The sequence below is a fragment of the Candidatus Chloroploca asiatica genome (genome assembly GCF_002532075.1).
Taxonomy (GTDB): Bacteria; Chloroflexota; Chloroflexia; order Chloroflexales; family Chloroflexaceae; genus Chloroploca; species Chloroploca asiatica.
Genome location: NZ_LYXE01000090.1, coordinates 42,137 through 56,106, shown reverse-complemented (window position 1 = coordinate 56,106; position 13,970 = coordinate 42,137). Strand labels below are relative to the sequence as shown.

At 57.2% G+C, this 13,970-nt stretch carries 11 protein-coding genes; 3 read left to right on the top strand and 8 right to left on the bottom strand.

All coding sequences use genetic code 11. The annotated features are described in order from the left end of the window. Positions 1-14 precede the first annotated feature (14 nt). The 5 genes from A9Q02_RS10950 to A9Q02_RS10930 all read right to left on the bottom strand — a co-directional run bounded on the left by A9Q02_RS10950 (position 15) and on the right by A9Q02_RS10930 (position 6,923). The gene (locus tag A9Q02_RS10950) at positions 15-2,048 is read right to left on the bottom strand and encodes an alpha-1,4-glucan--maltose-1-phosphate maltosyltransferase (RefSeq protein ID WP_097653051.1); all 2,034 of its coding nucleotides are present in this window, start codon (positions 2,046-2,048) and stop codon (positions 15-17) included. Between the two features lie 173 nt (positions 2,049-2,221). Continuing rightward, complete coding sequence (nadC, locus tag A9Q02_RS10945; RefSeq protein ID WP_097653048.1) at positions 2,222-3,070, bottom strand: carboxylating nicotinate-nucleotide diphosphorylase; 849 nt, start codon at positions 3,068-3,070, stop codon at positions 2,222-2,224. Between the two features lie 154 nt (positions 3,071-3,224). Beyond that, positions 3,225-4,571, bottom strand: a complete 1,347-nt coding sequence (locus A9Q02_RS10940; RefSeq protein ID WP_097653047.1) for a UDP-glucose dehydrogenase family protein — start codon at positions 4,569-4,571, stop codon at positions 3,225-3,227. An 11-nt stretch (positions 4,572-4,582) separates the two neighbouring features. After that, positions 4,583-5,575 carry an ornithine cyclodeaminase family protein gene (locus A9Q02_RS10935; protein ID WP_097653044.1) on the bottom strand — a complete coding sequence of 331 codons (993 nt, stop codon included), beginning with the start codon at positions 5,573-5,575 and terminating at the stop codon, positions 4,583-4,585. Positions 5,576-5,690: 115 nt separating this feature from the next. Continuing rightward, positions 5,691-6,923: a 30S ribosomal protein S1 gene (locus A9Q02_RS10930; RefSeq protein ID WP_097653041.1), complete on the bottom strand. Its 1,233-nt coding sequence runs from the start codon at positions 6,921-6,923 to the stop codon at positions 5,691-5,693. A 336-nt stretch (positions 6,924-7,259) separates the two neighbouring features. Between A9Q02_RS10930 and A9Q02_RS10925 the strand changes: the two genes are divergently transcribed. The 3 genes from A9Q02_RS10925 to A9Q02_RS10915 are packed head-to-tail and all read left to right on the top strand — an operon-like array spanning position 7,260 to position 9,797. Next, positions 7,260-7,751 carry a low molecular weight protein-tyrosine-phosphatase gene (locus A9Q02_RS10925; protein ID WP_097653040.1) on the top strand — a complete coding sequence of 164 codons (492 nt, stop codon included), beginning with the start codon at positions 7,260-7,262 and terminating at the stop codon, positions 7,749-7,751. Positions 7,752-7,765: 14 nt separating this feature from the next. After that, positions 7,766-8,632 carry a fructosamine kinase family protein gene (locus A9Q02_RS10920; protein WP_245860495.1) on the top strand — a complete coding sequence of 289 codons (867 nt, stop codon included), beginning with the start codon at positions 7,766-7,768 and terminating at the stop codon, positions 8,630-8,632. Further along, positions 8,622-9,797 (top strand): methyltransferase, encoded by a 1,176-nt coding sequence (locus tag A9Q02_RS10915; RefSeq protein WP_172450880.1) that lies wholly within the window; start codon positions 8,622-8,624, stop codon positions 9,795-9,797. The genes A9Q02_RS10920 and A9Q02_RS10915 overlap by 11 nt, the downstream gene beginning before the upstream one ends. 45 nt (positions 9,798-9,842) lie before the next feature. On the opposite strand, the gene proS is transcribed toward A9Q02_RS10915, so the two are convergent. The 3 genes from proS to accC all read right to left on the bottom strand — a co-directional run bounded on the left by proS (position 9,843) and on the right by accC (position 13,879). Next, positions 9,843-11,285, bottom strand: a complete 1,443-nt coding sequence (gene proS, locus A9Q02_RS10910; protein WP_097653031.1) for a proline--tRNA ligase — start codon at positions 11,283-11,285, stop codon at positions 9,843-9,845. 14 nt (positions 11,286-11,299) lie between these two features. Next, on the bottom strand, positions 11,300-11,932 hold the full coding sequence (locus A9Q02_RS10905) for a GNAT family N-acetyltransferase (protein ID WP_097653028.1): 633 nt from the start codon (positions 11,930-11,932) through the stop codon (positions 11,300-11,302). A gap of 168 nt (positions 11,933-12,100) precedes the next feature. Beyond that, positions 12,101-13,879 carry an acetyl-CoA carboxylase biotin carboxylase subunit gene (accC, locus tag A9Q02_RS10900; protein WP_097653026.1) on the bottom strand — a complete coding sequence of 593 codons (1,779 nt, stop codon included), beginning with the start codon at positions 13,877-13,879 and terminating at the stop codon, positions 12,101-12,103. Positions 13,880-13,970: the final 91 nt, after the last annotated feature.

Here is a 13,970-nt window from a genome sequence, read left to right as displayed (position 1 = left end):
AAACGGTCAGCACGCTATCTAGGCAGTTCCTCCTGGCGTTCTAGCCGGAAGATATGGACGGGCATCGTCGCAGGATCAAGTGAGACATAATTATATTCTCCCTGCCACACATACCGTTCGTTGCGCAACAGATCGTGAGCAAGATAAGTTGCTCCGAGGTGCCACTCATCGACTGGTACCTGCACCCAGCCACTCTGTACCTGCTCGGGGTCAAGATTGACCACAACGAGAATGATGTGAGTGGCATTATCGGTTGTTTTGCTATAGGCAAAGAGTTGTTCGTTCAGCGCAAAGTTGCGATCGACCGGATGCACGCGCACGTTCGCATTGCGCTGAAGCGGCAAATTCGTTTTACGGATCTGGTTCAGGCGTGCAATGAAGGTACGCAGACTGTTTGGGTCGTCGAGATCCCAGTGGCGGATCTCATACTTCTCGTTATTGAGATACTCTTCCCGGCCCTGTGCAGGCACGTGTTGCATCAGTTCATAGACGGGGCCATACATGCCCCAGCTTGCCATCATTGTCGCTGCCATGGCCACGCGGGTCAGAAAGACCGAGCGGTGCCCGGGATAGAACTGAGGCGTCAGAATATCAGGCGTATTGGGCCAGAAATTCGGGCCAAAATAATCTTTGATCTCGGTCTGGGTCAACTCGAGCAGATACTCGGCCAGTTCCCAACGCTGGGTGCGCCACGTAAAATAAGTATAGCTTTGGGTAAAACCAAGCTTGGCAAGATTATATGTCACTCGGGGGCGGGTAAACGCCTCAGAGAGAAAGATTAACTCAGGATGGTCGCGCTTCAGGCTACCAATGCACCACTCCCAGAAACGAAAACTCTTGGTGTGGGGGTTGTCAACGCGAAAGACCGTTACGCCCTGGGCAATCCAGTACTCAAAAACACTCTTGAGCTCATACCAGAGACCCTGCCAATCACTGGTTTCAAAGTCGAAGGGATAGATATCCTGATACTTTTTCGGTGGATTCTCGGCATACTGGATGGTACCATCGGGTCGTGCGCGGAACCATTCGGGATGTTCACGCACATAGGGATGGTCAGGCGAACACTGAAAGGCAATATCGAGGGCAAGCTCGAGGCCATAGCTTCGTGCTGCAGCGACAAGTTCGTGAAAATCCTCAAGGGTACCCAGTTCAGGATGGATCGCCTTATGGCCGCCTTCAGGTCCGCCGATCGCCCAGGGGCTACCAGGTTCACCAGGCAGCGCCGTGACACTATTATTTTTGCCCTTACGGAACTGGCGGCCAATCGGGTGAATCGGGGGCAGATAGAGGATATCAAAGCCCAACTCGGCCACATAGGGCAAGCGAGCAATTACATCCATAAATGTCCCATGCTTCCCTGGCTCAAGCGCAGCCGAACGGGGAAAGAGTTCATACCATGCCGAAAAGCGTGCCAGCGGGCGATCAACTGTGACATGCAATTCGCGCTCAAAGGCTGTCGCAAATTGGCGTGGCAGGTGTAGGCTCATCAGGCGGGCCAGTTCAGGGGTAAAGGCAGCTTCGGCGTCACCCGCACGCAAGGCTGCGGCGAAACCGTGCAGCGTTGCGGCCACCGGATCAGGTGCATGTGCTGCTGCCTCATCGACCAGGGCTGCGCCGATCAACAGATCGACCTGCACCTCTTGCCCCGCCTCAACGCGTTTGTGCAACTGATGTTCCCAGGTGGCAAAACGATCAATCCAGGCGACCAGGGTATAGGTATAGGTACCTATCGTCTCAACACTGAAGACACCGCGCCAGTGGTCATTGCCGAGAAGCGTCATCGGCATCTCGTGCCAGGACTGATCAGCGGGGCCGCGCACGCGCAACACAGCAGCGAGCACATCGTGCCCATCGGCAAAGATATCAGCTTCGACCGTCACGAGATCACCGACAACTCGTTTGATCGGATAATGCCCTGCATCAACCTGGGGGGTAACGTGTTCAATCAAGACGCGCTGCCGTCCCTCACCAAAGGCGGCCAACCCATTATGTGTGGCGGCTTCGGCCACCGTTGTGCCCTTCGTGGGCGTTTTTAGCTTCGCTGGCATCTCCAGCTCCCCTCATTCCGCCTCTTCCCCGCATTGGGTAGGGGCGAAAACAACGGAATGAGTCGGGCGCATGACTGGCGCCATGCGCCCGGCTCATTCAAAATATTCAGGATCACTTTCAGGTTTATGTAATACTGCTATTCTACAGGAGCGTTCTTTGCATGTCAAACATATTACCCAATATCAAGCCCAATATCCAGCGCGCGCGCTGCATGGGTCAGCGCACCGACACTAATATAATCGACTCCGCTCTCGGCAATTGCCCGTACTCGTTCCAGCGTAACACCTCCACTGGCTTCAAGCAAGGCGCGTCCTTGCACGAGGCTCACGGCGGCACGCATCGCTTCAGGGGGCATATTATCAAGCATAATGAGATCGGCACCCGCCTCGGCGGCTTCGCCAGCCTGAGCCACCGTTTCAACTTCGACCTCGACACGCACCATTGGCCCAACCGCTGCACGCGCTTGCTGCACTGCTGCCCCCAGACCAATGCCCTGAGCGGCGAGGATGGCGAGGTGATTATCTTTGAGCATCACGCCATCATACAACCCGAAGCGGTGATTTGTCGCGCCACCAAGCCGCACAGCATACTTTTCGAGGAGGCGCAGGCCGGGTGTTGTCTTGCGTGTATCGAGAATCCGAGCTTTCGTTCCAGCGACTGCAGCGACATAGCGTGCTGCGAGGGTTGCAATGCCACTCATGCGTTGAAAAAGATTGAGCGCGACGCGCTCTCCGGTCAGCACCCCACGGGCTGAGCCGCTCACGGTTGCCACCACGGTACCGGGGGCAACCTGGGCGCCTTCTTGCACCAGGGGCATCACAACGAGTGTGGGATCAACGAGCGTAAAGGTGGCGGCGACGACGTCGAGGCCACAGACAAGGCCGGCCTCGCGGAAGACAAAGGCTGCTTCCACGTGTGCCGACGCAGGAATCACGGCCTGCGTTGTCAGATCACCACTTCCAAGATCCTCGGTCAGCGCACGCGTAAGCAATTCGCGGACCAGGGTGGTGGGCAGTTCCATAGAGAGCTCCACAAGCGAGAGGACTGGGGACTGCGCCCCATGCGCATGAACTTTCGGGCTAGCGCCCTCAAAACCTATGCTTGTGCTGGCTGTTTGCGCCAGCACAAGCGTGATACTTGGGGGTTGCGCCCTCACACCCCCAAGCGACGGGCGTTTATGTTGTGAGCAGGCCGTGATCTTTTGGTTTCAGATCGAGATCATCACGACTCCCGCGACCGACGCCCCAATACGTAAAGCCACGGCTTGCCATCTCCTGAGGATCATAGAGATTGCGTCCATCAACGACAATAGGTTGGCGCATAAAGCTGCGGATCTTATCCCAGTTGATCTGCTTGAACTCATTCCACTCGGTCACAAGCAGGAGTGCGTCGGCCTCTTTGGCGACATCATAGGCCGTGGCGCAGAAGGTCACTTCGGGCATGACCTCGCCAGCATTTTCCATTGCAACCGGATCATAGGCCTTGACGCGGGCACCCTTCGCCTGGAGAGCCCGAATGATATCAATGCTCGGAGCTTCACGGATATCATCGGTATTCGGCTTGAACGACAGGCCGAGCACCCCGATATACTTGCCGTCCAGATCACCAAGCAACGTCTCGACCTTCTGGACAAACCGTTCACGCGCCGACTGATTAATCTCCATCACGGCCTGAAGTAACTGCGGATGGCAGCCAGCGGAAGCCGCCATATGGTGAAGCGCGAGGACATCTTTGGGGAAACAGGAGCCCCCATAGCCAATACCCGCATCGAGGAAATGGGGCCCAATGCGTTTATCGGCCCCCATGCCACGGGCCACCTCGCGGACATCGGCCCCGAGGCGCTCACAGATCTGGGCGATCTCATTGATAAACGAGATACGGGTTGCGAGGAACGCATTCGACGCATACTTAATCATCTCGGCGGTACGGAGGTCAGTGATAATGATCGGTGCGCCAAGGGGTGCATGCAACTCGGCGACCTCTTCGGCGGCCTTCTGATCCGTTGAGCCAAGGACAATCCGGTCGGGCTTGAAGAAATCGGTCAGTGCGCTGCCCTCGCGCAGAAACTCGGGATTCGAAACAACCGAGAAGTGGATGCCCGGGGCGGCATGTTCAGCGATAATCGAAAAGACCATATCACCGGTACCAACGGGCACCGTACTCTTATCAATGATAATGGCATCGCGGGTCAGATGCTGCCCAATGCCCAGTGCTGCCGCTTTGACATAGGAGAGATCGGCCGCGCCATCGTCACCCATTGGTGTCCCAACCGTAATAAAGATCAACCGGGCATCAGCGAGGCCAAGCGCGTAATTATCGGTAAAGCGGAGCCGTCCGGCGCGCATATTGCGTTCTTGCAATTCTTCCAGGCCCGGCTCATAAATCGGGGACTTTCCGCTCCGCAACAATTCCAGCTTAGCGGGATCGATCTCGATACAGTTCACGGTATTGCCGAGGTCAGCGAAACAGACTCCCGTGGTCAAGCCGACATAGCCCGTGCCCACCACACAGATATTGCTCAAGGGACTCCTCCTTATTCCATCAACGCAACTTCAACGCCAAGATTTAATTCACAGGCACGCTGCCAAGCAAGATGCGCAACAGCAAGATCCTGAACGGCATTGCCAACCGACTTAAAGAGCGTTACTTCCTCGTCAGTCGTACGTCCAACAACGATCCCGGCGGCCACTGCGCCGAGTTCACCAACAATATGTTCAGGCGTGATCAGACCCGCATCACGGGCACGCACCAGTTCACCAGCCTCGGCCCATGCGGCCTGATGCTGATCAACCACAACCCGGGCGCGGGCCACCGTGGCGAGGGGGATTTCGGCCATTGTCGGGCGATAGGCCCCGATGGCATTGATATGCACACCTTTGCGTAAGGCCGTATCAGCAAAGAGTGGATCGGTCGCCGAAGTCGCGGTACACACAAGCTCAGCCTCGGCGAGGGCCTCGTCAGCAGTTGAGGCAAGCTGGAGCTCACAGGTGATCCCAGCCTCATGCATCAGTCTTGCCAGTGCTTCGCCGCGTTCACGACGGCGATTGACCAGCCAGATCCGCTCAAGTGGGCGTTCATTCCAGACGGCGAGTGCCTGGGGGAGGGCCTGCGCACCGGCCCCAAAGAGGGCGAGCACGTGTGCATCAGCACGTGCCAGATGCCGGGTCGCCACGCCTGACGCCGCCCCGGTACGCAGCGCGGTGAGATACGTACCATCAAGCAGGGCCACCGGACGCCCAGTAGCGGGATCAAGCAAGGTTACCAGCGCATAAATCGTCGGCGCACTATGGTTTGCATTCTGGGGGAAGATCGAGACCACTTTCATGCCCAGGGCTGCGTGGGTGGCATGGTCAAGTCGAGCGGGCATAAAGAGGCTGGTTGCCTGATATGCAGGCGTATCAACATGGGTACGGATGGGAACCTCGGCGTGCCCAGCTGAAAGCTGCACAAAAGCTGACTCGACGGCATTGATCGCCTCGGGCATCGAAACAGCGGCCTGGACATCAGCAGCAGAAAGGATGCGCATCGTAGTGTAGTACCTTTGCTCAACACAGACAACCGCACTCTATGATACAACAGAAACGGGTGAGAAGCGATCAATCCATCGCTTCTCACCCGTTTCTGTTCTGGCTCGCATAGAGCTATTCAGTTGCAGTTGCTTCGGCGGTCGCATTGACCTCAGCCGGAGCCTCGGTCTCTGACGCAGGCTGGGCCTCAACTGGCTCAGGCTCAGCGGCTTCTTCGCCTTCTTTATCATTTTCAGCGATGCGGCGGAGTGACAGACCCATCCGCTGGCGCTGACGATCAAGGCTAATCACCTTTGCCGTCACTTCCTGGCCGGGCTGCAACACATCACGTGGCTGGGTCTGGGGGTCAACATCAAGTTCACTAGCGTGAATGAGCCCCTCGACGGCCTCTTCGACCTGCACAAACGCCCCAAAGGGGGTAACATTGGTAACGGGGCCAGTGACCAGTTGACCGAGGGTATAGCGCTGATCAATCGTATCCCAGGGATTAGCCTGGAGTTGACGGATCGAGAGCCCGATGCGCTCGCGGTCACGGTCAATTTCGACCACAACCACCTTGACTTCCTGGCCGGGCTGGAGCACCTCGCGGGGATGGTTGACGCGCTGCCAGCTCAACTCAGAAATATGAGCCAGCCCATCGGCACCCCCGAGGTCAATAAAGGCCCCGAAGTTCGTCAACTGATTGACGCGCCCGCTCAACACATCACCGGGCTGGAGTTCGGTCAAGAGCCGGATCTTCTGCGCCTTGCGCCACTCTTGAGTTGCGCTACGCTCGGAGAGCACGAGCCGATTGCGCTCGCGGTCAACCTCAATCACCTTGAGCGGGATCTCTTGATTGACCATCTTTTGCAGCGCCTGCTGGCGTTCCTCGGCAGCAGTACGTCCGTGTAACTGTGCAACCTGTGAGGCAGGCACAAAACCACGGATGCGGTTGAACTGCACCAGAAGGCCACCCTTATTAAACCCGATTACCTTGCAACGGGTAATACCGCCATCCTTAAAGAGTTGCTCGGCATATTCCCAGTCTTTTGCCACCTGAACCATCGTCAGGGAGAGGATAAGATCACCATCTCGGTTTTCAGGTTCCTGGACATAGACCTGAATTGTTTCGCCAACCTGAAGCGTACTCAGGAATTCATCGCCCATCTGGCGCAGGTCTTGCGAAGGGATAACACCTTCACGCTTCGTCCCGATCGAAACAAGCACGCCGTTATCTTCAATTTGCATCACCATACCCTCACGCAACTCACCACGCTGCGGACGGGCATAATCATACTCATCTAATAACAACGTCCAGTCAAGATCCTCCTGATCCTCTAATGTGATCTGATCCGATTGCACCGACATGCTTCAAAGCCTCCTCGAAGAGATTTACACAGCTGTGTGCATTCCGCACGCCATGACCAAAAAAAAACGCCATCCTGATGTAGGCAGGCGCGAAATGTATATCGCGTGAGATGAGCATGGATACGCTAGGAAGCTGTTAGCAACAGCTTTGCGCTCTCCACGCCAGTGCCTTTATGCAGGCTTTACCAGGTGGCTGGTTCTCCGTCCTCATCATGTAGAAAGATGATGTATTATACTGGAAGGTCAAACCAGAGCGGATGTCACAACTATGTTTTACAATACGGACAATTATAGGGGAGATATTCCCGGTTGTCAAATATCTTGCAGGAGTCAACGATGAGTTCAGAGCAGCCTGTGCGGGTTTTATTTGTTTGTATGGGCAATATTTGTCGTTCGCCAATGGCCGAAGCGCTCTTTCGCCACCTTGTTCTTGAAGCAGGGTTAGAGGATGCTTTTGTGATTGACTCGGCGGGAACAGGTGGATGGCATGCTGGTGAGGCCCCGCATTATGCAACGAGTGCGGTCTTGAAGCGACACGGGATTGACGTTGGCGATCAGCGCGCACGTCGTCTGAAGAACGAAGATAGCACGACCTTTGATTATATTGTTGCAATGGATCGTGAAAATATTGCCACGATCACACAAAGTCAGCCTGCAGCGCGCGAACGAACCCGTCTTTTGCTCGATTATGTTACCGATAGCCCTGATATTTCTGGGGGTGAAGTGCCCGATCCATACTATAGTGGTGCTTTTGAGCACGTGTATGAACTTGTTGAAAAAGGCTGTCGCGCCCTGCTCGTCCATATTCGTGCTGAACGAGGGTTTTGAGGGTGTCTATGCATATGCCTGATCAACTTCAGGCGGTAATCGAGCAACGGCTCGGGGCACCGCTGATAACCGTGACCCCAATGGGAGGAAGTTTTGGTGCGCAGCTCACACGAGTGCATACGCAGGGTGTGAGTTATGCATTGAAGTGGGCGACCCGTGGGCCTGCGCGGGCAATGGTTGCTGCCGAGGCGGATGGGTTGCGTCGCCTCGCGGACGCAGGTTGTGTCCGTGTGCCGCAGGTTGTTGCCGCTGATGATGGCACATGCGGCATTGCCTTTGTGTTGAGTGAATGGATCACGAGCAACGGCATGGAACCTGATCAGGCCGTGCTTGGAACCAACCTGGCCCAACTGCACCGTACGACCCAGGCGGCATTTGGGCTGGAACAGGACAATTTTCTTGGGGGTACGCCGCAGGTAAATAGCTGGACGCCTTCGTGGCCAACGTTTTTTCGCGAATGCCGTCTGTTACCCCAAATCAAACTGGCGGTAGCCAATGGTTTCTTGACCACGTCGCGTCATGCTGCGCTCGAACGCCTTGTCTCGCGCATCGAAGAATGGCTTGCGATTCCTGGCGAACCGGCGCTGATCCATGGTGATCTTTGGAGTGGCAACCTCGTGGGCCTGGCTGACGGCACCCCGATTTTGATCGATCCTGCGGTTTCGTTTAGTCACCGTGAAGCGGAACTGGCGTATACCGAGTTGTTTGGTGGTTTTGGGCCGCGCTTTTATGCGGCGTATCAGGCTGCGTGGCCGCTCGAACCAGGCTACGCCGAACGCCGGGATCTCTATAATCTCTATCATTTGCTCAACCACTTGAACCTGTTTGGGCTGGGGTATGCAACTCAGGTTGATCAGATTGTACGGCGTTATGTCGGCTAACTACCACGCCCCCTTCTTTTTTCAGGCGGATCTGGCTGGCACGATGGTCGAGGTGGCAAGCAAGCCAGGGCTTGCGGCGGCCCATTTGCTGCTTGAGGCCTCGGAGCTTGCGGCAAACCTGATTCGTCCAGCCGCGACGGAACGTGTCTTGCTGATGGGGGCAGGCCATGGCGCGCTTGGTGTTGTGCTGGCCCGTCACCTCACCCGAGGGCACCTGGTACTCATCGAGAACGATCTGATTGCGCTACGGATGGCGCAGCTGACCTTTGCAGCTAATCAAGTCAGCGGAGTTGAGCTACGTGGTGCGAACAATGCGCTCCCTGCTGTGACTGAGGCGTTTGACCGGGTCATTCTGTTCAGCCCGAAGAGTCGCGCCCTGGGGCGGCGCTGGTTGCTCGAAGCGCAAGCCTACCTGCGGCCCGAGGGCATACTGAATATCGTCGGGGCTCAGGCGAGCGGCGTGCGCTCACTGATTGCCGACGCGCAGGCCTTAACCGGGAAGATGCATGTTCTTGGTTATGGGAAAGGGTGTCGTGTCGCTGAGGCACATCGCATGCAGCCTCTTGCCGCGCCACCGGCCTGGACGACGTTGCCAGGGATTATGCCGGGAAGTTGGATGCCGCTCACGGTCGATCTCCCAGGAGGGACCTGCGAACTGGTCAGCTTGCCAGGCGTCTTCAGTGCTGAGCACCTCGATGCAGGGACGGCCTTTTTGTTGAGCCAGCTCGGATCACGGTGTACCGGCAAGCGCGTGCTTGATGTCGGATGCGGCTACGGAGTGATCGGCATCGCGGCGGCACAACTTGGCGCGAAACAGGTCGATCTCGTTGACGTGAATCTGCTGGCGCTTGCGGCGGCCCATGAGAATGTGGAACGCCTTGCGTTGAGTCAGATAGCGGTGCGTCCAAGTGATGGGCTTGAAGCGGTCTTGGGGAACGCATACGATCTCATTCTCAGCAATCCGCCCTTTCACACGGGCAAAACGATTGACACCGCGATGGCCGAGGCATTTCTGCGTGAGGCACGGAGCGTCCTGCTCCCAGGGGGCACCTTGTTGATTGTTGCCAATCGTTTTTTACCCTACGAGCGCGTGATGCAGGCGCATTTTGACACGGTAACGGTTGCGGCAGCGTGCGAAGGGTATCGAGTTTTGGCGGGATCGTAGGGGCACGGCAGCGCCGTGCCCCGACCGCCGCCGTGCCCCGACCGGTTAATATGCGCGGGCAAAGATGACCTGGCGTGTAGTTGGTCGCCCGGTATAGACACAGATGCCTGGGGCATCAGACTGGTCGAGGGGGATGCAGCGAATCGTTGCCCGGGTTTCGTCCTGGATGCGTTTCTCGTCTTCGGTGGTGCCATCCCAGTAGGCGAGGGCAAACCCACGTTCAATCTGGGCTTTGAGCTCGTCATAGGTGGTAACCGTGGCGGTACGGTCACTGCGGAAGGCAAGGGCTCGCTCGAAGAGGGCTACCTGGATTGCTTCGAGCAGCGTGAGCAGATAGTCGGTCAGGCCAACTTGGGGCACAAACTGCTTGCCGGCTTTGCCGGGCATATCACGGCGTGCGACCGCGACACTCCCCTTTTCGACATCTTTCGGGCCAACCTCAACCCGGATCGGCACGCCCTTGAGTTCCCACTCATTGAACTTATAGCCAGGGGTGAAATTATCGCGGTCGTCAACCTTAAAGCGGAGGCGGCCCTTCCAGTCGGCGGTCAGGCGGTCAACCGCCTCCATCACCTTGGCCCGTTCGTCCTCATTCTTATAGATCGGCACCAGCACGACCTGGATTGGGGCGAGGCGAGGCGGCAAGACCAGTCCCTCGTCGTCGGAGTGGGTCATAATAAGCGCCCCGATGAGACGGGTCGAAACGCCCCAGCTTGTTGTCCAGCAATGTTGGATCGTATTATGCTGATCGGTAAAGGTAATATCAAAGGCCCGTGCAAAGTTCTGGCCGAGGTTATGCGAGGTACCGGACTGCAGGGCGCGGCCATCCTGCATCATCGCCTCGATGCAATACGAACGCAGAGCACCGGGGAACTTCTCTTTTTCGGTTTTGAGGCCACGGATGACGGGCACCGCCATCACCTGCTCGGCGAAATCGGCATAGACATCGAAGAGAATACGGAGCGTCTCGGCCTCGGCCTCGGCCTCATCAACGTGGGCGGTATGGCCTTCTTGCCAGAGGAACTCGGCGGTACGTAAAAAGGGACGGGTGCGCATCTCCCAGCGCATCACATTGCACCACTGATTGTAAAGCAGAGGCAGATCGCGGTACGAGCGCACCCATTTGCTATAGAAATAGCCAATGATCGTCTCGCTCGTCGGACGAATCACATAGGGTTCAGCCAATTCTTCACCGCCGGCGCGGGTCACCTCAGCGACCTCGGGGGCAAAGCCATCAACGTGCTCAGCCTCCTTCATAATAAAACTCTTGGGAATCAGCAATGGAAAATAGATATTCTCGTGACCGGTGGCCTTGATCCGGTTATCGAGTTCACGTTGCATCATTTCCCAGATCGCGTACCCTGTCGCCTTAAAGACGATGCAGCCACGCACGACTTCGGCTGCCTCAGCGAGATCGGCTTCACGGACAATATCAAGGTACCACTGGTTATAATCAAGGGCACGGGTTGTAATTGTCTCTTTGGGCATAGGTTTGGATTCCTTCAACTGGCTACGTCTTTGCGCAGCAACTCACTTGGCAAGATCACATGGTCGGCCCAGGCGGGTGTACGGCTCACGACCTCATAGCCAAGCTTGAGGTAAAAATGGCGCGCCTGCGTATTGCCAATAATAACACGGAGCATCGTTGACGTTGCGCCTTCAGCGCGGGCATAGGCTTCCATCTGGTGCATCATTGCGGTACCAATGCCCCGGCTGCGCATCGTCTGGCTCACCACCACACTATACATAAAGCTCTCACCCTGTTGCAAGGGTGGATCGGCAAAGAGCGAACCCCGCACCATTGTCCAGAAGAAACGCAGCGTATCGGCAACGCCCAACGTATGCAGGGCTGTCGAAAAGAGCTTCGAGGGCAGCGGCGAAAACATCGGATCGTCAGGAAGCCGGATACTGGCCGTGCTCACTGGGGTACCGTGTTCATCACGAAAGAGAAAACGCCCCCGTGTACCATCTTGAAACTCGTGGGCGAGCAGATAACGGAACAACGGTACCTGCCCAGCCAGAGAGCTGTGCAGGTAACCGGGAAGTTCATGCTGATGAAGTTGGGCGACCAGTTCGGCCAGCGGCTGAAGATCGTCAATGGTCGCAACCTGAAGCGTTACAGGATCGTGCAACATACGTTCAGGAACCTACCAGATGGGGCTTGCCCCATATGCCTTACGTTACGGGCTAGCGCCCGAAAAACCCATGCTTGTGCTGGCGCAAACTGCCAGTTTCGTGCGCGATTTACATCAGCACAAGCGAATTTTCGGGGACTGTAGGTCCCCAAACCCCTAGCCGGCAGCTTATGCATGGGCTGCGTAGGTCGCGAGCACCCCACCCGTTTCAATTGTTGCGCCGACCTGCACCCGTACTTCTGCGATTGTCCCGGCGTGGGGGGCCGTGATCTCATTTTCCATCTTCATGGCTTCAATAATAAAGAGCACCTGACCAGCCTCGACCTGCTGGCCGGGTTCAGCGCGCACCGCAGCGACACGGCCCTGGATCGGGCTGATCACGCCATCAACCTTTGGCCCTCCGGTAGCCTTCTTGGCTTTGCCGACGGGTTTGCCAGTACGAGTCGGTGCCGCACCGGATGCCGGGGCAGCAGCGAGGGCGCCGACCCCAAAGACCTTGACCCCGAAGCGGCGATGATTGACCTCAACGGTAAAGGTACGTGGCTCAGCCGCAGCATCGGCTTCAACGGGTTCAAGCGAGGCACTGAGGGCACGGGCGGTTTCAACAAGTTCAGGATGTTGGGCAATGAAATTGACACTGATATCGGTGCCGCTAGCAAACACAGGATGACCAAGGGCAGCGCGATGGAAAGGAATTGTTGTCGCAACGCCACCAAGGTCATACTCAGCGAGGGCGCGCAGACCACGGCTAATTGCCTCGGGGCGAGTTTCAGCCCAGACAACGAGTTTCGCCAGGAGCGAGTCGTAGTACTCAGGGATCGTATAGTTGGGCCGGACGCCGCTATCCACGCGCACACCGAGGCCTGAAGGTTCGTGATAGGTCGTGATGGTCCCGAGGGCAGGGCGGAAATTATGGAGGGGATCTTCGGCATTGATCCGGCACTCGATCGCGTGGCCACGGGGCGTCAGATCTTCCTGGCGCATCCAGAGTGGCTCGCCGCGTGCGATGCGCAACTGCGCCTTGACGAGGTCAACGCCATAGACCATCTCGGTGACAGTATGTTCGACCTGGATGCGGGTATTCATTTCCAGGAAATAGTACTCGCCATCCTGGAAGAGAAACTCGAGCGTGCCAGCGCTGAAATAGTTGACGGCTTTGGCGAGGCGCACAGCGGCCTGGCCCATCTCGAGGCGCAATTCGGGAGTAAGGGCAGGCGAGGGCGACTCTTCGATCAGTTTTTGATGGCGGCGCTGGATCGAGCAATCACGTTCGCCGAGATGAACCACATTGCCGTGGGTATCAGCGAGGATCTGAATTTCGATATGGCGAGGCGAAGGCAAATATTTTTCGACATAGAGGGCGCTATTCTTGAACGACGTTTCAGCCTCGCGGCGAGCGCTTGCGAAGGCATCGCTAATCTCGCTGGCGGCGCGGACAACACGGAGGCCACGACCGCCACCGCCGCCCACCGCCTTGATTGCGATAGGATAGCCGAACTCATCGGCGAGGCGACTAATCTCGGCGAGGTCATCGAGGGGTTCAAGTGTACCGGGCACCACGGGCACCCCAGCGGCGGTCGCCTCACTGCGGGCGGCCGTCTTGCCGCCCATGCGTTCCATCGCCTCGGGGGGGGGACCAACAAAAACCATACCAGCCTCGGCGACAGCGCGGGCGAAATCAGGGTTCTCGGCGAGAAACCCATAGCCAGGATGGATGGCCCCGGCCCCGGCTTCGCGCGCAACCTCGATCAGGCGTGGAATGTTCAAATAGCTTTCAGAGGAAGGAGCGGGCCCGAGCAAATAGGCGGCATCGGCATAGGCCACGTGGGGTGCATCACGGTCGGCCTCGGAATAGACGGCAACAGCACGCATGCCAAGTTCACGGCAGGCACGCATGACACGAATGGCAATTTCACCGCGGTTCGCAATCAGTACTGTGTCAAACATAGGATTAGACCGTTGCATTCAATGCGACTACCCCGGCGCTACGGCAAGGCCACAACGCCAGGCCAATGTTAGCATACCAGATCGTGTTACA

Coding starts and splice junctions, on each gene's coding strand:
- A9Q02_RS10950 (WP_097653051.1), bottom strand. CDS start 2,048: ATGCCAGCGAAGCTAAAAACGCCCACGAAGGGCACAACGGTGGCCGAA.
- nadC (WP_097653048.1), bottom strand. CDS start 3,070: ATGGAACTGCCCACCACCCTGGTCCGCGAATTGCTTACGCGTGCGCTG.
- A9Q02_RS10935 (WP_097653044.1), bottom strand. CDS start 5,575: ATGCGCATCCTTTCTGCTGCTGATGTCCAGGCCGCTGTTTCGATGCCC.
- A9Q02_RS10930 (WP_097653041.1), bottom strand. CDS start 6,923: ATGTCGGTGCAATCGGATCAGATCACATTAGAGGATCAGGAGGATCTT.
- A9Q02_RS10925 (WP_097653040.1), top strand. CDS start 7,260: ATGAGTTCAGAGCAGCCTGTGCGGGTTTTATTTGTTTGTATGGGCAAT.
- A9Q02_RS10920 (WP_245860495.1), top strand. CDS start 7,766: ATGCCTGATCAACTTCAGGCGGTAATCGAGCAACGGCTCGGGGCACCG.
- A9Q02_RS10915 (WP_172450880.1), top strand. CDS start 8,622: ATGTCGGCTAACTACCACGCCCCCTTCTTTTTTCAGGCGGATCTGGCT.
- proS (WP_097653031.1), bottom strand. CDS start 11,285: ATGCCCAAAGAGACAATTACAACCCGTGCCCTTGATTATAACCAGTGG.
- A9Q02_RS10905 (WP_097653028.1), bottom strand. CDS start 11,932: ATGTTGCACGATCCTGTAACGCTTCAGGTTGCGACCATTGACGATCTT.
- accC (WP_097653026.1), bottom strand. CDS start 13,879: ATGTTTGACACAGTACTGATTGCGAACCGCGGTGAAATTGCCATTCGT.